19 protein-coding genes are annotated in these 21,538 nt (G+C 59.6%); 12 read left to right on the forward strand and 7 right to left on the reverse strand.

The annotated features are described in order from the left end of the window. Positions 1–17: 17 nt before the first annotated feature. From HJB82_RS18265 to HJB82_RS18285, 5 genes are read left to right on the forward strand one after another with little or no spacing between them, the layout of a single operon-like run. Positions 18–902, forward strand: coding sequence for a carbohydrate ABC transporter permease (locus HJB82_RS18265; protein WP_207581589.1), 885 nt, complete (start codon positions 18–20; stop codon positions 900–902). Further along, positions 902–1,747, forward strand: coding sequence for a carbohydrate ABC transporter permease (locus tag HJB82_RS18270; RefSeq protein WP_207581590.1), 846 nt, complete (start codon positions 902–904; stop codon positions 1,745–1,747). Before HJB82_RS18265 ends, HJB82_RS18270 begins: the two co-directional genes overlap by 1 nt. Next, a complete protein-coding gene (locus HJB82_RS18275; protein WP_221140886.1) occupies positions 1,744–2,766 on the forward strand; it encodes an SIS domain-containing protein in 1,023 nt (340 codons plus the stop codon). Before HJB82_RS18270 ends, HJB82_RS18275 begins: the two co-directional genes overlap by 4 nt. Further along, entirely contained in the window at positions 2,767–3,696 is a 930-nt protein-coding gene (locus HJB82_RS18280) for a PfkB family carbohydrate kinase (RefSeq protein WP_221140887.1), read from the forward strand. Further along, positions 3,693–4,772 (forward strand): ABC transporter ATP-binding protein, encoded by a 1,080-nt coding sequence (locus tag HJB82_RS18285; protein WP_207581593.1) that lies wholly within the window; start codon positions 3,693–3,695, stop codon positions 4,770–4,772. The genes HJB82_RS18280 and HJB82_RS18285 overlap by 4 nt, the downstream gene beginning before the upstream one ends. 27 nt (positions 4,773–4,799) lie before the next feature. On the opposite strand, the gene HJB82_RS18290 is transcribed toward HJB82_RS18285, so the two are convergent. The 5 genes from HJB82_RS18290 to HJB82_RS18310 form a co-directional block, all read right to left on the reverse strand. After that, on the reverse strand, positions 4,800–5,627 hold the full coding sequence (locus HJB82_RS18290) for a glycoside hydrolase family 16 protein (RefSeq protein WP_221140888.1): 828 nt from the start codon (positions 5,625–5,627) through the stop codon (positions 4,800–4,802). Positions 5,628–5,678: 51 nt separating this feature from the next. Continuing rightward, positions 5,679–7,160, reverse strand: a complete 1,482-nt coding sequence (locus HJB82_RS18295) for a lipopolysaccharide biosynthesis protein (RefSeq protein ID WP_221116528.1) — start codon at positions 7,158–7,160, stop codon at positions 5,679–5,681. Between the two features lie 84 nt (positions 7,161–7,244). Further along, on the reverse strand, positions 7,245–8,489 hold the full coding sequence (locus HJB82_RS18300) for a glycosyltransferase family 4 protein (protein WP_207581596.1): 1,245 nt from the start codon (positions 8,487–8,489) through the stop codon (positions 7,245–7,247). Then, positions 8,486–9,832, reverse strand: coding sequence for a glycosyltransferase family 4 protein (locus HJB82_RS18305; RefSeq protein WP_221116527.1), 1,347 nt, complete (start codon positions 9,830–9,832; stop codon positions 8,486–8,488). Before HJB82_RS18305 ends, HJB82_RS18300 begins: the two co-directional genes overlap by 4 nt. Then, positions 9,832–10,569: a Crp/Fnr family transcriptional regulator gene (locus HJB82_RS18310; protein WP_207581598.1), complete on the reverse strand. Its 738-nt coding sequence runs from the start codon at positions 10,567–10,569 to the stop codon at positions 9,832–9,834. The genes HJB82_RS18305 and HJB82_RS18310 overlap by 1 nt, the downstream gene beginning before the upstream one ends. 471 nt (positions 10,570–11,040) lie before the next feature. Here HJB82_RS18310 and HJB82_RS18315 point away from each other — a divergent pair, with 471 nt between their 5' ends. The 5 genes from HJB82_RS18315 (at position 11,041) to HJB82_RS18335 (ending at position 17,628) form a co-directional block, all read left to right on the forward strand. After that, positions 11,041–11,742 carry a sugar transferase gene (locus HJB82_RS18315; RefSeq protein ID WP_207581599.1) on the forward strand — a complete coding sequence of 234 codons (702 nt, stop codon included), beginning with the start codon at positions 11,041–11,043 and terminating at the stop codon, positions 11,740–11,742. Positions 11,743–11,875: 133 nt separating this feature from the next. Beyond that, a complete protein-coding gene (locus HJB82_RS18320; RefSeq protein WP_221132292.1) occupies positions 11,876–13,630 on the forward strand; it encodes a GNVR domain-containing protein in 1,755 nt (584 codons plus the stop codon). Continuing rightward, entirely contained in the window at positions 13,627–14,649 is a 1,023-nt protein-coding gene (locus HJB82_RS18325) for a glycosyltransferase family 2 protein (RefSeq protein WP_221140889.1), read from the forward strand. Before HJB82_RS18320 ends, HJB82_RS18325 begins: the two co-directional genes overlap by 4 nt. 4 nt (positions 14,650–14,653) lie before the next feature. Then, positions 14,654–16,033: a polysaccharide biosynthesis/export family protein gene (locus HJB82_RS18330; protein WP_207581602.1), complete on the forward strand. Its 1,380-nt coding sequence runs from the start codon at positions 14,654–14,656 to the stop codon at positions 16,031–16,033. A gap of 125 nt (positions 16,034–16,158) precedes the next feature. Then, a complete protein-coding gene (locus HJB82_RS18335; RefSeq protein ID WP_221140890.1) occupies positions 16,159–17,628 on the forward strand; it encodes a hypothetical protein in 1,470 nt (489 codons plus the stop codon). 104 nt (positions 17,629–17,732) lie between these two features. On the opposite strand, the gene HJB82_RS18340 is transcribed toward HJB82_RS18335, so the two are convergent. Further along, positions 17,733–18,032 (reverse strand): hypothetical protein, encoded by a 300-nt coding sequence (locus HJB82_RS18340; protein WP_246762687.1) that lies wholly within the window; start codon positions 18,030–18,032, stop codon positions 17,733–17,735. Between the two features lie 305 nt (positions 18,033–18,337). On the opposite strand from HJB82_RS18340, the gene HJB82_RS18345 reads away from it, so the two are divergent. Beyond that, complete coding sequence (locus tag HJB82_RS18345; RefSeq protein ID WP_207581605.1) at positions 18,338–19,249, forward strand: glycosyltransferase; 912 nt, start codon at positions 18,338–18,340, stop codon at positions 19,247–19,249. Between the two features lie 135 nt (positions 19,250–19,384). Then, on the forward strand, positions 19,385–20,407 hold the full coding sequence (locus HJB82_RS18350; protein WP_207581606.1) for a glycosyltransferase family 2 protein: 1,023 nt from the start codon (positions 19,385–19,387) through the stop codon (positions 20,405–20,407). A gap of 48 nt (positions 20,408–20,455) precedes the next feature. Here the strand turns inward: HJB82_RS18350 and HJB82_RS18355 are convergent, their stop codons facing one another. Then, on the reverse strand, positions 20,456–21,208 hold the full coding sequence (locus tag HJB82_RS18355) for a Crp/Fnr family transcriptional regulator (RefSeq protein ID WP_221140892.1): 753 nt from the start codon (positions 21,206–21,208) through the stop codon (positions 20,456–20,458). Positions 21,209–21,538: the final 330 nt, after the last annotated feature.

A 21,538-nucleotide genomic window follows, 5' to 3' on the forward strand; every position in this document is an offset into this window, starting at 1 on the left:
GAAGAAGGGTCGCCTTGATGTCGGGCACTTGGCTGACAACCCGCGCGTGGCTTTTGATGCTGCCGCTTCTCGTGGTCATGATATCGGTCATCGGCTGGCCCCTGATCGATACTGTCGGCCTCTCCTTCACCGATGCCAAGCTCGTCGGCACCGAAGGAAGTTTCGTCGGTATCGGCAATTACGCGAAGATGATCTCCGGCTCGAATTTTCAACGCACCCTCATCACCACCGCATGGTTCGCGATCGTCTCGGTTGCCGCCGAAATGGTGATCGGCGTTCTCGCCGCCCTATTACTGAACCAGCAATTCCGCGGCCGCGCCGCGCTTCGCGCCCTGATGATCCTGCCCTGGGCGCTGCCGACCGTCGTCAATGCCACGCTCTGGCGGCTGATCTACAACCCGGAATATGGCGCGCTGAACGCGGCGCTGACCCAGCTCGGCCTGCTTGATGCCTACCGCTCCTGGCTCGGCGAACCGGGCACGGCGTTGGCAGCCCTCATCGTCGCCGATTGCTGGAAGAATTTCCCGCTGGTGGCGCTGATCGCGCTGGCCGCACTCCAGGCCGTGCCGCGCGACATCACCGCCGCCTCGCTCGTCGACGGCGCCGGCGCTTTCGCCCGCTTCCGCTTCGTCATACTGCCCTATCTCGCCGGCCCGCTGATGGTGGCCCTGGTGCTGCGCACGATCGAAGCCTTCAAGGTGTTCGACATCATCTGGGTCATGACCCGCGGTGGCCCGGCCAATAGCACGCGCACGCTGTCGATCCTCGTCTATCAGGAAGCCTTCTCCTTCCAGCGAGCCGGCTCCGGCGCATCGCTGGCGTTGATAGTGACGCTGCTGGTGACGCTGCTTGCCGCCGGCTACGCCGCCCTGGTGCGCAAGACCGCCGGGAGTGCGGCCTGATGGAACGCCAAAGCCCAATCTTTACCGCCTTCATCTATGTCTGCGCGCTGCTTCTTGCCGCCGTCATCCTGGCGCCGATCCTGTGGCTGTTCATCATGAGCATCTCGCCCGCCGCCGACCTTGCGGCGAAGCCATTGCGCTGGTGGCCGCAAACGGCGGATTTCTCTCGCTACGCCGTGCTGCTCTCGACGATCGAAAACAGCGCCGGCGCCGCCTTCACCTCGTCGCTGCGCAACAGCATCGAGGTGGCTGGCATGGCGACGATCGCGTCGATCGCGCTCGCCATTCCGGCCGGCTGGGCGGTGTCGCGCACGCCTTCTGTGGGATGGTCGCTGTCGATGGTGATCGGCACCTATATGCTGCCGCCGGTGGCGCTTGCGGTGCCGCTCTATATGGGTCTCTCCCATCTCGGCATGCTGAACAACGTCTTCGGCCTGGCCCTCGTCTATCTCAGCATCCTGGCGCCCTTCACCACCTGGCTGATGAAATCGGGCTTCGATTCCATCCCACGCGAAATCGAATCCGCCGCAATGATCGACGGCGCCGGCCTGTTCCAGACGCTGAGGATCATTACGCTGCCGCTCGCCGGCCCCGTGGTCGCGACGTCAAGCCTGTTTGCATTCCTGCTTGCCTGGGACGAATTCTTCTATGCGCTGCTTTTCACCTCCGACCAGCGCGCCAAAACGCTGACCGTCGCCATCGCGGATCTCGCCGGTGGCCGCGTTTCCGATTACGGACTGATCGCCACGGCAGGCGTGCTCGCCGCCCTGCCTCCGGTGCTGATTGGTCTCATCATGCAACGTGCCCTGGTTTCAGGGCTCACCAGCGGCGGCGTCAAGGGATGAACATGACAACAGAAACAATCCGGCCGGCCGGACTTGCCGCGATCGATCGCGAGATGGCGCGCCAGCATGCCGATGCGATCGCCTCCTATGAAGTTGCCGGGCCGAGCGCGACAAGAGCCGCCGTCTCGCTGAAGAAAACCGGCCGGCTGCTCCTGCTCGGCATGGGCGGCTCGCATGCCGTCAACCGCGCCGTCGAGCCGCTCTATCGGGCCCTCGGCATCGATGCCGTCGCCTTGCCACTGTCTGAGCAGCTTGGCCAGCCGCTACCGGTTGCTGGCAGGACGATCTTCGTCACCTCGCAATCAGGTGAGAGCGCCGAGGTGGTGCGTTGGTTCGATGAGACCGGTGGCACAGAGGAGACCTTCGGCCTGACGCTGGAAGCAAGTTCCTTCCTCGCAAGAACCGCCCCGTCGCTGGTCGGCGTTGGCGGCACCGAGCTGGCCTTTGCCGCGACCCGCAGCCTGACGGTAACCTTCGCCCTGCATCTGGCAATCCTCGCCGCCCTCGGCGAAGATCCCGAGGCCGCACTTGCCATCCTCAACGCGCCTGAAGTCCATGACGTCGCCGCCGCCCTCACCGCGCTCGAAGACGTCGCAACGGTCGTCACCTCAGGCCGCCGGCTGCAGGGCATCGCCGAGGCATTGGCGCTCGGATTGACCGAATTGTCGCGCCGCCCCTGCTTCTCGCTTGAAGGCGGCCAGTTGCGCCATGGGCCGATGGAGATGCTGGGGCCGGAAATCGGCGTCGTGCTGTTCCGCGGCTTGGACGAGACATCCGGCTTGGTGACCGCAATGGCGATCTCCGCCGTCGAGACCGGCGCCCCCGTCATCCTGTTCGACGCATCCGGGCAAGCGCCGGTCGCCGGCGCGGTGACAATCCGCTTTACCCCGGTAACGGGCCTTGCCGCGATCTTCGCCATGCTGCCGGTTGCCCAGCGGCTGATGATCGCCTTTGCCGACGCCCGTGTGGAGAATGCCGGAACGCCGGTTCGATCCACCAAGATCACCCGGAGTGAATGAATGCGGCCGCTTGCAGTCATCGGCAACGTCAACGTCGACCTGATCCTTGGGCCGGCAGCCGCCTGGCCGAAGGCCGGGACGGAAATCATCGTCGATCACGACGAACTACGGGTCGGCGGAGCCGCCGGCAACAGCGCACTCACCTGGCAGGCGCTTGGCGTCGAATTCGAGATCGCCGCCAATATCGGCAGTGACCAATTCGGCCGCTGGCTGAGCGAAGCCTTCGGCCACCGTTCCGAGAAGTGGCCCATACGTCCTGAGAAAACGACGCTCTCCGTCGGCATCATCCATCCGGACGGCGAGCGCACCTTCTTCACGACCAAAGGCCATCTGCCGCGTTTCAGTCTGGCCGATGTCTTCGCGGTCCTCGACGCAGCGCGCCTTAGCAGCGGTTACGCCCTCCTTTGCGGCTCGTTCCTGACCGACGATCTGACCGAGCAATACGACCCCTTTTTCGACTGGGCCGACAGCCATGACGTTACCGTCGCACTCGACACCGGCTGGCCGCTCGACGGTTGGACGCAGCGGAATTGCGCGGCGACACGCGCCTGGCTGTCTCGCAGCGGCATCGCGCTGTTGAACGAAATCGAGGCGACGACGCTTGCCGGCATCGTCGATCCGATCGAGGCCGCACGTCACATCAGGCTGCATATGCCGCAGGATGCGATCGTCGTTGTTAAGCGTGGCCCGGACGGCGCGATCGCGATCGGGCCGGAGGGCGTGTTGGTTTCGGTGGGCGCACCCGTTGTCGAAGTTGTCGATACGATCGGTGCCGGTGATGTCTTCAACGCCGCTTTCCTCGCGGCTCTCGCTGGCGATGCGCCGCTGCTTTCCTGCCTGATAGCCGGAACGGAGGTTGCCTCGCGCGCCATCTCAACCCTTCCCCGCAATTATGGCGGCCCGACAACTCTTCAGGAGCCGTTGCGATGAGTGCGCTCGAAATCCAGACCATCCGCAAGTCCTATGGTGATGTCGAGACCCTGAAAGGCATCGACATCTCGCTGGAAAGCGGTGAATTTCTCGTTTTGCTCGGCTCGTCCGGCTGCGGCAAGTCTACGCTCTTGAACATCATCGCCGGACTTGCCGAGGCAACGAGCGGCGATGTCAGGATCGGTGGGCGCTCGGTGCTCGGCGTGCATCCGAAGGACCGTGACATCGCCATGGTCTTTCAATCCTACGCGCTCTATCCTAATCTGACGGTGCACAGGAACATCGGCTTCGGGCTGGAAATGCGCAAAGTGCCGGCGGACGACCGCGACAAGGCCGTTCGCGATGCGGCAAAGCTCCTGCAGATCGAAAACCTCCTCGACCGCAAGCCGAGTCAGCTTTCCGGCGGCCAGCGTCAGCGCGTCGCGATCGGCCGTGCGCTGGTGCGCAAACCTGAGGTGTTTCTGTTCGACGAGCCGCTCTCCAACCTTGACGCCAAGCTGCGAATGGAGATGCGCACCGAGATCAAGCGGCTGCACCAGATGCTGAAGACGACGGTCGTCTATGTCACCCATGACCAGATCGAGGCGATGACGCTGGCAAGCCGCATCGCCGTTATGCGCGACGGCCGTATCGAGCAGCTCGGCACGCCGGAGGAGATCTACAACCACCCGGCAACGCTTTACGTCGCCACTTTTGTCGGCGCGCCGCCGATGAACCTTTTGAAGGCCACCGTTCGGGACAACCGGCTGGTGCTTTCAGGCTCCGACACTGGCCTACCCCTGCCCGCCCGTTTCCGCGATACGGCCGGCAATGGCCGCGACCTCGTCCTCGGCATCCGCCCCGAGGCGCTTCGCACAGACGGCCCCGGCCCGTCGATCGAGGCCACCGCTGAGGTCGCAGAGCTGACCGGCCCGGAACTCGTCGTCACCGCCCTTGCCGGAAATCAGCGTCTGATGGCCTGCCTGCCGCCGCGCACGCCGATCCGCGACAACGAAAAGCTGACCCTCTTCTTCGACGAGGAGGCAATGCATCTCTTCGACCCTGAAACCGGTCTCAGCTGCCTCCGCGAGCAATAGGCCGGTCACGCACCACGAGCCACTCGTTCAATTCGCTGCGTCGGCAGGCTTCCTCTTGTAAACATGGATATAGTCGACGAGCAGAATGGAAGGGTTCGGCGTTTCATCGATCGGCCAACCCGAGCCAAGCGCCAAGTTTACCAACGGATAAAATGGCATGTGGAACTCTTTCGGCGTGTCGAAGCTCCAAATGAACTGACGATCGAAGTAAAAACTCGTCTTGTCAGCTTGGATATCGACGCCGTAGGTGTGATATTCGCTGTTCAAAATTCCGTGCTGGACGCTTTGCCAATGGCCACCGGTGCTGTTCTGGCCGCCCTGGCTCTGACGCCAGACATGAAAGCCCATGCTGAATTCGTAGGGCGCGCGTCCATAATATTCCAGCACGTCGATTTCGGAGGTGTATTTCGACCGATCGAGCCCGATGAGCCAGAATGCCGGCCAGACTCCCTTGCCCGGCGGCAGCTTCATTCGTGCTTCGAAATAGCCGAACTGCTGCGAGAAACCTTCACCCTTCGGGTTCACCGACGAAAGCAAGCCCGAGCGCCAGGTGCCGTCGGCCTCCTTGCGCGCCTCGATCTTCAGAATTCCCTGATCGGTGGTGAATGGAAAGCCGGGGGCCGGATCGGTGAAACGGGCATCACCGAAATCACCGTTCCAGGGCGTATGGGCGATCCAGCGGGAGCTTTTCTCTCCCCAGGCCGAAACGTCAAGGCTGTCAAAACTCTCCTCGAACGTCAGCTGGTATGCATCGATATTGAGTGGTTCCTGGGCCACGCTGGGCTGGCCCCGCAACGCGCCCAGACCGAGGACGAGGAGCAAACCGAGCCCCTTAGCAGATATCCCGTAACGCATTGCTACTCCTCTGGAAACGCCGAACCAATCATTGGGATGCACTCTTCTCGATCATGAGGTGAAGACCTCGTTTCGTCGTGGCATGAGCCTTTGGACGATGATGGTCTCGATGCCGTCGGGCCTTCCGATCATCTGCCACAACAGCAACGCGACAGCCCAGAAAATCCCCGCTGCCGCCCCGCCGAAAAGCGCGACGCCGACGATAAGATTGAGACCGACAGGCATGGCGACAAGCATCGGCTCTGCCCAGAGCAGGAAAGCGATCATCGGCAAGCTCGCGAGAAGAGGCCGGAAAAAGGACATCAATTGCGCGGCAAAACTCGCGCCGATCAGACGCCTTGTGATGACCAGCGATGCGCCATAGGCGACGAGGACTGCCACGAACCGCGCCCCCAGCGCGCCCGCCACCTGGAAATAGGCGATAGCCAGAATGGTAACCGGAGCCCTGACGGCGAACTCGACAAACATCCTGAGAGCGACATAGCGGGTATTGTTCATGACCATGGCCAATGGCGGCATCATGTTCGTGGGAAGACCGAGCAGGCTGACAAGGCACAGCCATTGCAGGATCGGTGCGGACGATGCCCATTTTTCGCCGACGAGGATGCGCACGGTCGGCTCTGCGAGGAGGGCAAGCGCGATGAGAATGGGTGCCGCGACGAAGGTGATCGCATTCGTCGCCTTTAGATAGGCGGCGACCAGGTTGCGGCGGTCTTCGACGGTGGAGAATGCCGCCATCAGCGGGCGTAGCAACGGTCCGACGAAGGTCTGGTACGGAATGCCCGCGATATTGTCGGCGACGCTGAAGGCGCCGAACGTCGACAAGCCCGTAAAACGCGGCAGAAGCAGCCGGTCCAGCTGCCAATTGATCGAATTCAGCACCTGCGACACGGTATTCCAGCTGATCATGTCCTGAAAATGCTTCCATTCGGAAAGGCTGAACGTCGGTCGCATCGGCGCAAAGACATAGGACGTGATCATCGCCGCCGTCGGGCCGGCGACCGCTCCGATCGCCAGCCCCCAGTAGCTGCCTGTTGCCACAGCCACACCCACCCCGAACAACAATGTCGATCCCTTGGCAATAAGATCGAGCGCGAACTCACGCTTGAAATCGAACCGCTGCATGAAAAGAACCATACGCGGGCTGATCATGCTGCGCATGGCAGGCGCGATCGATAGAACGGCGACAAGGGCGAAAAGCCGCGGATCGGCGTAGACCAGCGCCATTGGCCAGGAGATGATCATCATCAGCAGGCTGATAGCCAGCCCTCTCAGCAGGCTGAGGGTGAAGGCCGTGGCGAACATCTCGTCCGAAGGCGACGATTGGCGCATCAGGGCCTGCGTCAACGGCAGGTCCAGGATCGCCTCGACGATGACCAAGACCGACGTTGCGATGGCGACCAGGCCGAAATCCTCAGGGCTCAGCAGCCTTGCCAGGACAAGGAGGCTGACGAAATCGAGCATCCGCGCGAGGAATTTTCCGCTGATGGTCCAGATGCTCGCCGTCGCCGTCCTCTGAGATACGCTTGACATGATCTGTTTATCTATTCCTCGTCGGGGGCTTGAGGCGGATTCGGGCGGGGCGCGGCAAGGCAGGCAGCTCCGTTCCTTCCCCCCTCAACCGTGCCGTCTTCTGAAGACGTCGGCAGATCCGTCTCCATGGCTGGACAACTGTCGCTCGATCAGGCTGGACAGACGATCGCGGAATACGGCGGCGGAGAATTTCAGCGAGTGCGCGCGGATTGCATGCGGATCGATATCGTCCTCGACCGCTTCGAATGCTGCCATCGTTTCCAAAAGGGCTTCCGTCGTCTGTTGCGCGAAGCGAAAGCCGACCTGTGGCGCGGATACGGTTTCCCGGGCGCCGCCCGCGTCGAAAGCCAGAACCGGCCGCCCCGATGCCATGGCTTCCACCGGCAGGATGCCGAAATCCTCCGTGCCCGGAAACAACAGCGCGCGGCATCGCGACAGATGGTCGCGCAGCACGTTGAAAGGCTGATGGCCGAGAAACTCAACGGTCGGGCCGGCGATCGACTTCAGATAAGATAATTGTTCTCCCTCGCCGATGACGACCAGCTTCCGGCCGGCCTCGGTGCAGGCGCGCACCGCGATATCCGGCCGCTTGTAGGTGGTCAGCTGTCCCGCATAAAGGTAAAATTCGCCTTTCCCCTTCCCCACCGCAAAATCGTCGGTCGCAACGGGCGGATGAATGACGACGGAGTCCCGGTCGTAGAAGCGGCGGATGCGGCTTGCGACATAATCGGAGTTGGCGACGAACACATCGACGCGCGAGGACGTCGTCACGTCCCAGGCGCGCAGCATCGGCGCGGTAATCGACATTAAGGCGCGTCCCAGCCAGGGAAGGCCATGGCGATAGACATGGAACTGATCCCAGATATAGCGCATCGGCGAATGGCAGTAACAGACATGGAGAGCGTCGGCGCGCGTGATGATGCCTTTGGCGGGGCCGGATTCGCTCGACAGGACCAGGTCATAATCCTGCAGATCGAACTGCTCGAGCGCGAAGGGCATCAGCGGCAGCATCTTGGTATAATGCCGCTGCGCGCCAGGGATCTTCTGCAGGAAAGAGGTGCGGATGTTCCGCGTCTTCAGAAAATCGCTGATGCGATCCCGGTTACAGACGAGGGTGAAGATATCGGCCTGCGGAAACATGCGGCACAGCTCTTCAAGGACCTTTTCGCCGCCGCGCATCGAAACGAGCCAGTAATGCACGATGGCGACCCGAAGTTGCCCGGTTTCGCTTGTGCTTCCGCCCTCGGTGACGCGCCTTTTCGCCATGACAGGTGCATCGGTAAGAAAAGCCCTCGCGTCGGGAAGAGAGGTTGTTGCTTTAAGGGTCAACTCAATACTCCTTGTATCGCCACACCGTCTGTCAGCTCGGAAACCGTATTCGTCGAAATCAGGCTATGGTATTCGGCAAGAAGCGCATCGCGCCATTCCTCGTGTGTCGAGGCGAGATCCGGCGACAGCCGGAAAGCCCGCTCGCTCATGGCGCGGACCTCTTGCTTGGGCATTTGGCTAAATCTCGCCAGAGTGTCGGCAAAGGCACTTTGATCGGCCGTATCGCAGGCAAGTGCCATGCCGGCTCTTTCCATTTCCTCGGCGAGAAAGGCGCTGCGCGACATGATCACGGGCAGACCGCTCCTGGCCGCTTCGATAGCGACGAGACCGAACGGCTCGGGATAACGCGAGGGCATCAACAGCGCACGCGCCTTGCGGATGGTCGGGCCGATCTCCGCATGCGACTGCCAGCCGACGGCCCTGACGTGATTTCCTGACGCGGCGACCAGCGGCATCAGCGGCCCGTCCCCGATCACGCAGAGCCGGACGCCGGCTCTGCGCGTGGCGGCTAGGGCGTCCTCCACGCCTTTCTCCTCGTCCAACCGTCCGATGAACACGAACTCGTCGTTGGCCTCTGCCACGATCCGTTTGATGGAAAGTGGAGCGACGGGATTGCGGATCGTCGTCAGCCTTTCGGGCCGATAGCCGGCGCCGACGAGAAAGCTCGCCATCTTCTCGTGCAGCAGAATTATCCGGCCGAAATTGGCCTGATCCTTCAAGAGCCGGAGGATATTCGAGCCTCGGGCGACACGCCACAATTTGTGCGAATAACTTCTCTTGTCGCAAGCCGTCGCAATGCAGCCTCCGCCGAGCGGGCGTCGCAGGCAGATCTCCTGCGCCTGATAGTCGAAGAAGGCGCCGTTCGGGCAAGCCGTGAAGAAATCATGCGCGTGAACCACGCATCGTCTGGCGACCGGCACCAACGCCCTGAAAATCGCGGGGGACAGGATCTGGTGCCAGCCATGCACATGGTAGATGGTGTTGGCGGTATCGTTTGCAGCAATCCAGTTCGCGACCATGCGGACGGCGGCGCCATTGTGAATGCCGGTCACGAACGCCTTCGCACGCTCGGCACTGAGCAGGTCGCGGCTTTTCAGTCCGACCATCGAGACTCCGAGCGCGGCAAGCTCCGCATTGGCGGCGTTATCTCCGCAAATATAGGTCACCGGAATGCCGAGCCCGCGAAAAAGCTTGGCAGACAGCACCGCCAGGCCTGTCGCCCCGCCTCTGGCCACCGAGTAGTCGTCGATAATGACCACGCGATCGATCTTTGTCGTGCCAGGGCCGAGAAACCGGCCGACGCGTGCGGTGGATCGGCTGGCCTCGCAAGGCGACAGGCGCATCATTTCACCGAAACCGCACCGTTGGCACAGGCTTCCAGCGCCTTTCGGTTAAGAATACGGATCTTGCCCTGCCCCCCGTCGATGATCTTGCCTTCACGCAGGCGCCGCAGGCATTGATTGACCTTCTCGCGGGACGCCGGCAGCGTCGCGGCCAGATCATTTTGCGAAATGATCAGTTCGTCCCCGCTGTTTGCCGCATCTTTTCCATAAACGGCGGAGAGCCGCAGCAGTGTGCTGGCCAGCCTCGACTGCAGGCTCGACGCCGCATTCGCAATGATCCGGAGTTCGAGCTCCGAAATACGCGCCAGCGCCCTGGAGAAGACCTTTTCGCGAAAGCTAGGATCGCTGGCATACATGTCGCGCAGCAGGCGGCCTTCGAAGAAGTGCAACTCGCAGTTGGAACCGGCTCGGTATTCTAGGCTCAACGTCTGTCTGCGCAAAACCTCGAGTTCGCCGATCAGGCCCGATTTTGGGATGATCTCAACGATAAATTCTCTGCCGTCGGGCAACATCGTGCTTGCGCTGACCACTCCCGAATGTACGCGAGCGAACATATCGATCAGGACGCCGGCCCCGGCGATGACCTCGCCGCGCCGGAAACGCCGAACGCTCGACCGGCACGAAAGGAATTCGTCGTCGAGCACTATGCGGCTGCCGAGATGAATGCCGCCACTAGCCGATATCGCCGCCTTGCCGACCCCGGCCCTGCGATCTGATGCGTGAGTCACCCCGTCCATGCGCATACTCCAGTACTCGAATAACGATAGGCAATGCTGCACCGCATCATTTATATTACCTTAATACCCAAGTCAAATAACATCCCCGATAGACAGCGTAAAGATTAAGACTACATTTGGGTGAAAAACAAAAATACACCATCATCGACAATCGAAAACTCGGCGTAACCGAAGAACGATTGTATGATTGGAAAGAGGTGCTCATTAAAAAGTCTTTCTAGTTAAAAAAAAGTCATAATCGAAAAGGTGATATCAAAAATATAATTGAATTTCAGTGAATTAATCACCTTTAAGTATGTTAGATTGCTCTTTAGAATGAAAATAATTCGCCCAAAGGTACAATCGGAGTTCTCTTCTGCCGTCTAGTAGCATAAAGAATTTATTAAGGATTATGACCTTGGTAACAGACAACAAGAGTGCGGCGCAGCAAACTTTGAACGGTTCTTAATCGGAAAGTTTTGGAGACCCCCTATGGCATGGGATGCACATAGTTTCGAAGCATGGTCGCGTGTCGGAAGGTCTGCGAAAGGCGGCGATCTGAATGCGTCCCGGCCTCGTGCAGCAGGCAGATCGTCCAAGCGCGCACTCGACCTTCTGATGGCGATCACCGCCCTGTTCCTGCTTTCCCCGCTTCTTTTGGTCGTCGCCTTGATCGTAAAGGTCTCCGACCGCGGCCCGGTCTTCTACTCCCATACGCGCATCGGCTTCAGCGGCGCGCCGTTCGGATGCCTCAAATTTCGCACGATGAAGACCGATGCGAGTGCTCAGCTTGCCGAATTGCTCGAAAACAACCCAGTTGCACGAACCGAGTGGGAGGCGACCCACAAGCTGAAGGACGATCCGAGGATTACGGCCGTCGGCGACATCCTGAGGCGGTCGAGCATCGACGAGCTTCCCCAGCTGTTCAATGTCCTGCGTGGCGAAATGAGCCTCGTCGGCCCTCGGCCAATCACCGTCGAGGAATTGCCGCGCTACGGCGAGCATATCTGGGCGTACATGGCAGTCCGCCCCGGCCTGACAGGCCACTGGCAAACCAGCGGGCGCAACGATGTCAGCTATGAGCACCGGGTTTCCCTCGACGTTCACTATCTCGATAACTGGTCGCTAGGCCGGGACTTAATCATCATTGCCAAGACCATTCCCGCACTGTTTTCGCAGCGGGGCTCGTACTGAGCAATTAGGAGAGAGCTGCCGATCATGCCTGAAATCGGAAGACATACACCTCCTCCGTCCCCTCCAAGCTGCAGGCACCTGGTCACCCGATACCTGGTTACTCCTTGATATCGCCATTTTGGATTAGGACGACATGACCTCGAGCACGATCTTCAGCGGCGTTTCTTCGATACCTCTGCCTGCCGCAACGACTGGGGCGAATTCACCGCTGACTTTGCGGGATATGCTTTTCTTTCTTAGAATGCGCTGGCTGTGGATTGCGGCGACGACGATAGCCTTCCTCGTAATGGCGGGGAGCTATGTACTGACCGCCGAGCCGACATTCGTTGCCAGCACGCAACTTTTGATCTTTCCCCAGGTGAGCGGCTCCGAAACACAGAGGGCCTTTGCGGAAGACGCATTCATAGAGGGACAGCTGGAAATCGCCAGATCCAGCGACGTCGTCGGCGGAACGGTAACGGCGCTGGATCTCGACACCGATCCGGAATTCGTCGATCAGGCGCCTTCGCTGCAGGACAGGGCAAAGAATTGGCTGACGGGCTTTTCTTCGCAACTGGATACGCCATCGCAGGAAGCGACGGGCAAGGGAACGAGAGAAGCGCAGCCGGAGGGGGAGCGGCTCCATGACTGGGCGACCGCCACCCTGCTGAACATGATGGAAATACGCCGGATCGGAAGTTCGACGGTCATCGAGATATCGGCCGCGGCAACGACCCCTCAGAAAGCCGTCGATATCGCCGACACGCTCGCCAGGCAGTATATCCAGAAGAATATCTCCATGAAGGCCAGCGCCGCCCGCCAATACAGCGACTGGCTGGCGAAGTTCATAACCGAGCAACAGCGAGGACTTGCCGAAGCTGCTAGCGCTTTGGCTGGCTTTACGAGCAATCCGCGCGATCAGTTCAAGCTTGCGGAGCTGCAAAGCGCGACGGACGCCCGCCGCACCCTTTATGAAAGCACCTTGAACCAGCTTACCGAAGCCAAGCAGCGCATCACCTACCCGGTGTCCGATGCCACGATCGTTTCGCGGGCCACGCTGCCTCTTTCGAAGGCCAGGCCACGCAGCACGCTTATCCTCGCCTTTGCGGCGGCGGTCGGTCTTGGTCTCGGCCTGGCACTTGCCATGATAAGGCACGCCGGTGATCGCCGGATCATCCGTCCCCATCAGATCGCGGAGGCCGCTGGACTGCCCTTCGTCACTCTGCTGGCGACATCGAAGAGGGCCAGCAATCGACACCCTGCGCGTTTCCTTGCGGCCGGCACTGATAGCAGCACTGCAGCCGCCTATCCTGATATCCCAGGCATGGCGGAACTGAGCGCGACGGTCGTCGGTCTTCGGCGCAAACGCCGGGTTGTGATTGGAATCGTCGCTATCGATCCCGGCAGCGGGGCATCGACCATTGCGTGTGAACTTGCCGTGCTGTCGTCGATATCAGGAGCTCGGACGCTGTTGATCGATGCGGCTGCACAGAAATCGTCGCTCAGCAAATCGATCGCGCCCTATAGTTCCACCGGCCTCGTCGATGTCCTCGACAATGGAGAACTGATTCAGACGGCGGCATTGCCCCTCACCCCGACGCTGAAGTTCCTTCCCCTCGGCGATGTCGAAGCGGTGACGCCGGCCATTCGCCTGAGCTCCCGTCGCACGCAGTTGAGCTTCGCCGATCTGAAAAAGGAATTCGACGCCATATTCGTCGACATTTCCGCATTCTCCGCTTCTCCGGATGCCAATGCGATCGCGCCGGAACTGGACGGCGTCCTCGTCGTCACCTCGCACGGCCGCACCTCGATCGACGATACCATGCGCATCATCGACACGATGCGGAACGTCGGCGCGGAGATCCTCGGCGCGATCATCAACCATGCACCGAAGAGAATGCAGTCATGACCTCATCTTCGGCAGGAGCAACCAGGCAGGACGGGCCAATCGCGCCGGCGCCTGGTCCTTACGGCACTGAAGCCGCGTCAGGGGCCGCGAGCCGCCCATTGCGGATTGCCATCGGGATTGCTTCGGCAGGCCGCCCCTCGATCCTGCGGGAGACGATCGATTATCTCACCACCATGCCCGGTCAGGCTGAGCGGTTGATCGTCTGCGTGCCTTCGATCGACGATGCCACCGGGCTTGCCGACCGCATCGACGTGGACGTCATCATCGGCAGCCGTGGCCTGACCTCTCAGCGCAACAGGATCATCGAGGCCGCCGCGGCCGATACGGATATTCTGATATTCCTGGACGACGACTTCATTCCCGCAGCAACCTTCCTGTCGCGGATTGCGGCGGTCTTTACGCTAAGGCCCGACGTCGCGATCGCCACTGGCGAAGTCCTGGCTGACGGCATCCTCGATGGCGGCCTTAGCATGTCAAAGGCCCTGCAGGTTCTTGAAACGGCCGGCGAAGCGGCCGAACAGGTGACGGAGGTCTATAACGCCTACGGATGCAACATGGCGGTTCGCCTTTCATCCGTTGTCGAGCATGCGCTGACTTTTGACGAGCAGCTGCCACTCTACGGCTGGCTCGAGGATGTCGATTTCAGCAGGTCCATCGCCCGCTACGGCAGGTCCGTGCATGTCGAAGGCGCCCGCGGCGTGCATCTCGGCGTCAGATCCGGGCGCCAGCCCGGCCGAAGACTCGGCTATTCGCAGGTTGCCAATCCTGTTTATCTGATCCGCAAGGGCACGATGTCGAGGGCCCGCGCAATCGCACAAATCGGCCGCAACATCCTGGCGAACGCCTCGGGCCTATTGTTCAAAGACCGCTTGATTGACCGTTGGGGACGTTTGAATGGCAATTTGCTGGCGCTTTCCGATCTTCTTGTCGGCCGCGCCTCTCCGTCCCGCATTCTCGAACTCGGCAATCCGTCGCCGCGCGAGATGCCTTCGCCGTCGATCGCAACGAAACGGAGATAGATCAATGCAGCCTACATCCTTGTCCGATCGCCTCATCTCCGCGGCACTCTCCTTGCTGGCCTTCTGCTGCCTGACCGGCTGGAGCGTCGCCCATGCGCAGACATTCACCCTCGTACCGGAAGACAAGGTAAGACTGCGCGTCGTCGAATGGCGCTCGTCGGATTCGCGCTATGCCAGCTGGGAGGCTCTCGACGGCGTCTATACCGTCGATGATACCGGCGACCTGTCGATCCCGATCGCCGGTCACGTGCAGGCGACCGGAAAGACGACTGAAGAGCTCGCCGATGCTATCGCCGGCGCGCTGGCCGAAAAGGCGGAACTCCCGGGCAAGCCGTACATCGCCTTGGAGATTGCCGAGCATGCGCCGATCTTCGTCACCGGAACCGTGCAAACTCCCGGGCGCTATCCTTTTGAACCCAACATGACCGTCATGAAGGTGGTCAGCATCGCTGGTGGTTTCCTGCGGGAACGCGAGGATAATACCTACTTCGAACGCGACCGGATCCAGGCTGCCGGCGCCTACCGAACGGCCGTTCTCAACCGGCGCGATCTCTTGATGCGGCAGGCGCGGCTGCGCGCGGAGATCGCTGGCGAGCAGAGTTTTGAAATTCCTGACGAACTTGTGGGAACGCCCGATATAGACAAGCTGAAGGCACAGGAATTGAACCTGATGCGGCTGCGGCGCGTCGATATCGACAGCCAGATCGAAGCGGCGAATGATCTCACCCGCCTCTATGGCCAGCAGGTCGAGTCGCTTGCGGCCAAGATCAATTCGCAAAAACGGCAGATCGATCTTGCCCAAAAAGAATTGGACAATGTCAACAGCCTGGTCAGCAAAGGCCTGGTCAGCAATTCCCGTCAGGTCTCGGTCGATCGCGGGGTCGCGGATGCACAGGGCACCCTGATCGATCTCGAAGTTGCCCTGACCACGGCTCGTCAGGGCCTCAGCGAAGCTGACCGTTCCAAGATCAACATCGTCAACAGGCAGAACAGCGAAAACCAGGACCTGCTCAATCAGGTCAATCTTGCGATCGGCAGGGCGGCGATCGATATCCAGGTGGCCCAGCTTCTTGGCGAACAGGCCGGCTACGACGCTCAACTCGCCCAGATCAGCACGGACGCACCGGGTCTCGGCAGAGCGCAGAAGAACTACAGGATCGTGCGCCGCAATGACGACGGAACCTATCACAACATCGTGGCGGATGAGCAAACCGCATTGCTGCCGCACGATCTGGTCGAGGTCGGTTTAGACACGGCTCTTCAGGGCTCATCCCAGTCGCCGCAGACCGCGCCGCAGAAACAGAGCTCGACGGTCTCGTCGTCCGATGTGGCCGGGGACAGTCGGCCGGCCCCCGGCTGGGTATCTCAGGCGGGATCGAATTAGGTGGCGGTTGTGATCCTCGACGACAGCGGGCAGCTTTCGCCTCGAGCATCATGCCGAGAGACGGATGCCGGTTGTCGGCAAAAGCGGGGTCTTGGCCGCTTACCCTCCGGATCAGGATCTGAAGCATGTCGATAGAACCGATCGGTTTCATCGTTCTGCTGCTTGGTGTGCTCGGCATGATCAACGGCGCGCGCTTTGCTCTTACGACCCTCTGCCTGTCGACGCTGCTAGGAGCCGCAGCGGCTCTCCAATTGCCCGCGCTCGGCGGCAGCAGCATCCAGCCAAGCCATCTTTTGGTGCTCTTTCTCGTTCTGGCCGCCCTGCTGCGCCCGGCTCAAACGCAGACGGTACTGGCCAGCATCGCCTATCCAGGCCCTGGCTTCTGGTTTGCCAGCTACATCCTGTTTTCCGTGGCATCGTCGTTCTTCTTGCCCCGCATCTTTGCCGGCGCGACCCTCGTCTACTCCTCTGCACGAGACGTTTCGGGGATGATGTCGACAGTGGCTGCTCCGCTGGCTCCAGGCTCGTCCAATCTCAGCCAGTCCGTCTATCTGCTTGGCGACCTCGCCTGCTTTGCCGTCGTCTCGGGGCTTACCAGGCTCGGATATGCCCGTTTCATTGCACAACAACTGATCGTGGCGTCGCTAGTATGTTTTGCATTGGCGCTTATCGATATCGGAACCTTCCTGACCGGCCAGTCCTACCTGCTCGATGTCATCAGGAATGCGAATTATACGATGCATACGGCCGAGACGATCAGCGGGTTCAAGCGCATCGTCGGTTCCTTTCCCGAAGCGAGCACCTATGGCGCGGTCGCGCTGGCCTATTTTTCCTTCACGCTGATGCTCTGGCTGGAGCGTGTTCAAAGCCGCATGGCGGGACTTGCAACGCTTTTCATCGGCCCGACGATCGTGCTTTGCACGTCAACAACCGCCTACATCGCCGGCATCTTCGTTGTCAGCTTGTTCGTGCTGTTCTGCCTGAAACGACTGATCGGCGGCCCGGCAACGACCCCGCACGTGACACTCCTGGTGATCACGCTGTTCTTGATTCCCTGTGCCATCGTTGCACTCAGCCTCGTCCCCGATGCGTGGGATTCCATTGCCGGCCTGGTGAACACCACCTTGTCGGACAAGCTCCAATCGCAATCCGGCGAAGAACGGACCGCCTGGAACACGCTGGCATTGATCGCATTCGTTGATACCGCCACCTTCGGCGCCGGGCTCGGCACGGTTCGAGCCTCGAGTTTTATCGCTGCATTGCTTTCCAATGTCGGATTAACCGGCACTCTTCTCTTCGCCACTTTCCTGTGCAGCCTTTTAAGGGCTTCCGGCCGGCGCACATCAGGCGATCGGGAAACCCACGCGATCGGAAATGCCGCGATTATGGCATGCATCGCCCAGGTCGCCTCGGCGGCGATATCAGGAAGCGGCACCGATCTCGGCCTGCTGTTCAGCACCACGGCGGGTCTGGCTGCCGGGTGCCTGGCACCAACCAATATCTCACCGCGACGCGCAGCCCTGTCGCTTGCCAACCGAACCCCACGGGAGACATCGACATCTCTGATGAGAGCGCCGATGTTTTCAGCACGATGATGCCCGCGCTCGAACTCCGCCGCAGCACGAGAAGGAGCCCGTCGGCCAAAGGCGCTCCTACAAAGCGCGCCGCAGACGGATATGCTGAGAGGTCTGTATCAACATCAGCCTTGCGGGCGCTCGCGGCTGGTCGCGACGTTGTCTGCGACCGAATTATTTTCCCGCAACCTGGCACTACGCCGCAAAAGCCCCGACACGAATACGCCTGCCACATAGCCAATTTCCATCAGTATGAGGATAGCAATACCGGAGAGGACCGCCGCAATCACGGAAGACCCATCGGCGAAAGCCACGCTGCCGAATCCGATTGCCACGAGGAATGCAAAAATTGCGAAGCCCCAGGCACGGATGGAAGCCCCGGCAACGATCGAAATCACAGCTGCCACGAGTGTGGTGATCAGCATCGCAATCCCCATTCCTTCTGCATGCCGACACGGCTCCCAGCACCAATCGTTGGTCCGCGAAACAAGATGTCGAAACACAGCCTTGTGACAGGCAAGGCACTCTTCATGGTGAATATCTCAACAATGATCACACAAAAGCCGCCGGCGGACAGATCCGATTCGGTCACCACCGGACTGGACGCGGGCTATATATACCGAACGGGGCCTTCATATGACAGACCCGTCGGCTCAATTCACAACTGTTCTCTCGACTGGAAAGACAATGCCGGTTCATTTGTATCGCGCACAATCGGAAGGGTGATGGCATGAACAATCAGTGCGTCGTCTACGTCACGGATGTCGAGTATTCATTTCCGACTATTCTCTCGGCGCTTCAGGCTCGCAAATTCGCAAGCCCCGCGACTGATGTCTGCGTTCTCATGTCGGAACATCTCGATAATTTCGTAGAATTGAAAGCCCTGCTCGCCACGAGCGGGGTCGACTTGATGGATGTGACCGGAGCGCTGCACGATTCGCTCGGCAAGCTCGACGGGGCGCATTTCCGGGGACGCATCAGCGTCAGCACGATGGCCAAGTTGGTGCTTTGCGAGATTCTGCCTGCCAACTATACCCAGATCATCTACCTTGATGGGGATACGCAGATCGTCAGCGATCTCGGCAGGCTCGAAAACGCCGCTGTGCCCGAAGGCAGGTTTTTCGCGGCGCGCGATTACACGGCGATCCATGATTTCCTCGACACTGGAAAGAGCAGCCACTATTTCAACGCGGGAGTCCTGAAATTCCATCGCAATGGCTGGATCGGGCAGGAGGCGCTTGAGCTTTTTGCTAAAAATCCTGAGGCCTGCGAGGGCAAACACGATCAGGGCGCATTGAATTATGTCTGTGGCGCATCGCTGATCCTCGTATCGAACCGCTGGAACTTTCCCAAGCAGTTCCTTCATCTCGTCAATATGTCCTCCTTGGCGATCGTGCATTACATGGCGCATCCGAAGCCGTGGCACGGAACCTTCTTTCCATGGACCGACAAGGAAAGCCAAGTTTACGTCGACCTTCGCAAAGCCCATCCGATTTACAACTCGTTGTATCGCGGAATAAGCTTCGATCGTAAGATCCTGTATAAGTACCGGTCGATACGAGCGCGCATCGAACATGCAATTGAGAAAGACGGATCTGATCCGCGGGTCCAAAAGCTGCTGGTTGGCGACTACGCTGTATGAGGACCCATCGTTGGTTCGTCCTGAGGTGAATGTCGGCGTGACCGATCTCAGCATCGCCGGTCGAGCTTTGGATTGCAGGCGCGCGCGCAAGTATTCATCTATTCATACCAGGATAGATAATGTTCAGGACAGAATATGAGTTATAGGGCTTCCGTCGCCAGTATCTCGCATTACGCAAAAGCCCGCCTGCGCCGGTCGCTCAAGGCCCGGCAGGTTCGCTATGACCTGCTGCGCGATGGGCTCACGCAGGCACGTCACGTCGTCATCTGCGTCATCCGCGACGAGGTGCACCGGCTGGCATTCTTCCTGCAATATTATCGTGATCTCGGCTTCGAGCATTTTATCTGCATCGACAACGGCTCGACCGATGGCACGGTCGAGCTGCTGTCCAGCTTCGACGATGTCTCACTTCTTTCTGCCCACGGGTCCTACAAGGCTGCGAGATTCGGAAACGACTGGATCAACGAAGTCATCAATCGTCACTGTCGGGAGAAATGGGTTCTCTATGTCGATGCAGACGAGTTCCTGGTCTATCCCCATTGCGACACACGGCCGATCGATCAATTGACCGCCTATATCGATTCCATGGGCGGCCATTCCCTCCGCTCGGTGATGATCGACATGTACAGCCCCCATCCCGTTCTCGAAAACATATGTGAACCCGGTCGAAATCCGCTCGAAGTCTGCAATCTCTTCGACCGGTCCGGTTATGTCGCGCATTTCGACAAACGCAACTGGACGATTTGGATCAAGGGCGGCGTTCGCGGGCGGGTCTATTTCAACAACCGGCTCTGGGATGGCCCTGCGCTCAACAAGATACCCCTTGTCTATGTCGGGGGTGAACGTCTTTTTCTGAAATCATCCCACCAGGTCTGGCCGCTCTCCCTGAATTTGGGCGACATGAGCGGCGCACTCGGCGTATCTGGCGCGCTTCTGCATTTTAAGTTCCTGTCGACCTTCGTGCACAAGGTTGCCGATGCGGCGCACCGGTCCCAACATACGGAGGAATATGCCGTATATTCCTCGAGCAATAATGTGGATGCCTTCGTCTGTGCCGATACCGGGACCTACAGAAGCTGGAAGGACCTCTCCGATCACGGGCTCATCCAGGGTGAAGGCTGGAAATACTGGAGAAATGCCTCCGAGAGCGAAGTCTGATGCAGGTCACCTAGATGCATATCCCCCGGAAGTGCTCGCGGCGCCGTCTCAAGCGAGGTGCGCCGCACCCTCGGCATAAGCCTCCAACGCCTTCCGATTGAGAATGCGGATTTTGCCATGCGTGCCGTCGACCACTTTGCTCTCGCGCAAACGCCGCAGACACTGGTTGACCTTTTCGCGCGACGCCGGCAGCGTCGCCGCCAGCTCATGTTGGGAGATAATCAGCTCATCTCCGCTATTTTGCGCATCCACTTTGTACACGGCAGAAAGGCGCAGCAGCGTCCCGGCCAGTCTCTGCCTTAGGCTCGATCCCGCATTGGAAATGATCCGCAGTTCGAGTTCGGAAACACGTGCCAGCGCCTTCGACAGAAGCTTCACCTGGAATTGCGGATCGTTTGCACATAAGTCCCGCAGCAACCGACCGTCGAAATAATGCAGTTCGCAGTCGGACGAGGCCCGATATTCCAGGCTGAGGGACTGCTTGCGCAGTACCGCCAGTTCGCCGATCAGGCCGCCTTTTGGAACGATTTCCACGATGAACTCTCGTCCATCTGCAAGCGGGGTGCTTGCACTCACCATTCCGTGCTGAACGCGGGCGAATATGTCGACGACGACACCGGCGCTGGCAATCACCTCACCGCGGCGAAACTTTCGGACACTCGAACGGCAAAACGGGAATTCATGATCCAGATCCCCCCGCCCACCGTATACAATACCTACAGGCCCTGAAGTAACCGCCTCCTCTATTCGCGACGCGCCTCCTTTAGTCTTGTTATCTCTGATGCTAATCGCCCCGTCCATACACACAACTCCACGCAGATTAATTCGTTATTATCGTCGGCGACATTGGAAATACGTTAACTTAGAAAGTCGAATAACGATAGTATAAAGATATCCTGTCGAAATTATACATAAACTATGACGAATGCTCACATTTATATACATAAAGATCTATACTGAATTCCATAAACTGCCATGATCGTAAGCTATGGTTGGATTTTGTACGATCCATGACAATTTCTCAATTACACGACAAATCGGCGCGACAGACGATTAATCCCATTACCACCAATTAATACTAATAACATTTTGTTTACTTAACCGGATGTGCAAACAGTATTTTAAATATGC

The organism is Rhizobium sp. NZLR10 (assembly GCF_019685125.1).
GTDB lineage: Bacteria > Pseudomonadota > Alphaproteobacteria > Rhizobiales > Rhizobiaceae > Rhizobium.

Coding starts and splice junctions, on each gene's coding strand:
- HJB82_RS18280 (WP_221140887.1), top strand. CDS start 2,767: ATGCGGCCGCTTGCAGTCATCGGCAACGTCAACGTCGACCTGATCCTT.
- HJB82_RS18340 (WP_246762687.1), bottom strand. CDS start 18,032: ATGCTGATCACCACACTCGTGGCAGCTGTGATTTCGATCGTTGCCGGG.
- HJB82_RS18275 (WP_221140886.1), top strand. CDS start 1,744: ATGAACATGACAACAGAAACAATCCGGCCGGCCGGACTTGCCGCGATC.
- HJB82_RS18320 (WP_221132292.1), top strand. CDS start 11,876: ATGACCTCGAGCACGATCTTCAGCGGCGTTTCTTCGATACCTCTGCCT.
- HJB82_RS18315 (WP_207581599.1), top strand. CDS start 11,041: ATGGCATGGGATGCACATAGTTTCGAAGCATGGTCGCGTGTCGGAAGG.
- HJB82_RS18325 (WP_221140889.1), top strand. CDS start 13,627: ATGACCTCATCTTCGGCAGGAGCAACCAGGCAGGACGGGCCAATCGCG.
- HJB82_RS18310 (WP_207581598.1), bottom strand. CDS start 10,569: ATGGACGGGGTGACTCACGCATCAGATCGCAGGGCCGGGGTCGGCAAG.
- HJB82_RS18290 (WP_221140888.1), bottom strand. CDS start 5,627: ATGCGTTACGGGATATCTGCTAAGGGGCTCGGTTTGCTCCTCGTCCTC.
- HJB82_RS18355 (WP_221140892.1), bottom strand. CDS start 21,208: ATGGACGGGGCGATTAGCATCAGAGATAACAAGACTAAAGGAGGCGCG.
- HJB82_RS18285 (WP_207581593.1), top strand. CDS start 3,693: ATGAGTGCGCTCGAAATCCAGACCATCCGCAAGTCCTATGGTGATGTC.
- HJB82_RS18335 (WP_221140890.1), top strand. CDS start 16,159: ATGTCGATAGAACCGATCGGTTTCATCGTTCTGCTGCTTGGTGTGCTC.
- HJB82_RS18295 (WP_221116528.1), bottom strand. CDS start 7,160: ATGTCAAGCGTATCTCAGAGGACGGCGACGGCGAGCATCTGGACCATC.
- HJB82_RS18265 (WP_207581589.1), top strand. CDS start 18: ATGTCGGGCACTTGGCTGACAACCCGCGCGTGGCTTTTGATGCTGCCG.
- HJB82_RS18305 (WP_221116527.1), bottom strand. CDS start 9,832: ATGCGCCTGTCGCCTTGCGAGGCCAGCCGATCCACCGCACGCGTCGGC.
- HJB82_RS18270 (WP_207581590.1), top strand. CDS start 902: ATGGAACGCCAAAGCCCAATCTTTACCGCCTTCATCTATGTCTGCGCG.
- HJB82_RS18350 (WP_207581606.1), top strand. CDS start 19,385: ATGAGTTATAGGGCTTCCGTCGCCAGTATCTCGCATTACGCAAAAGCC.
- HJB82_RS18345 (WP_207581605.1), top strand. CDS start 18,338: ATGAACAATCAGTGCGTCGTCTACGTCACGGATGTCGAGTATTCATTT.
- HJB82_RS18330 (WP_207581602.1), top strand. CDS start 14,654: ATGCAGCCTACATCCTTGTCCGATCGCCTCATCTCCGCGGCACTCTCC.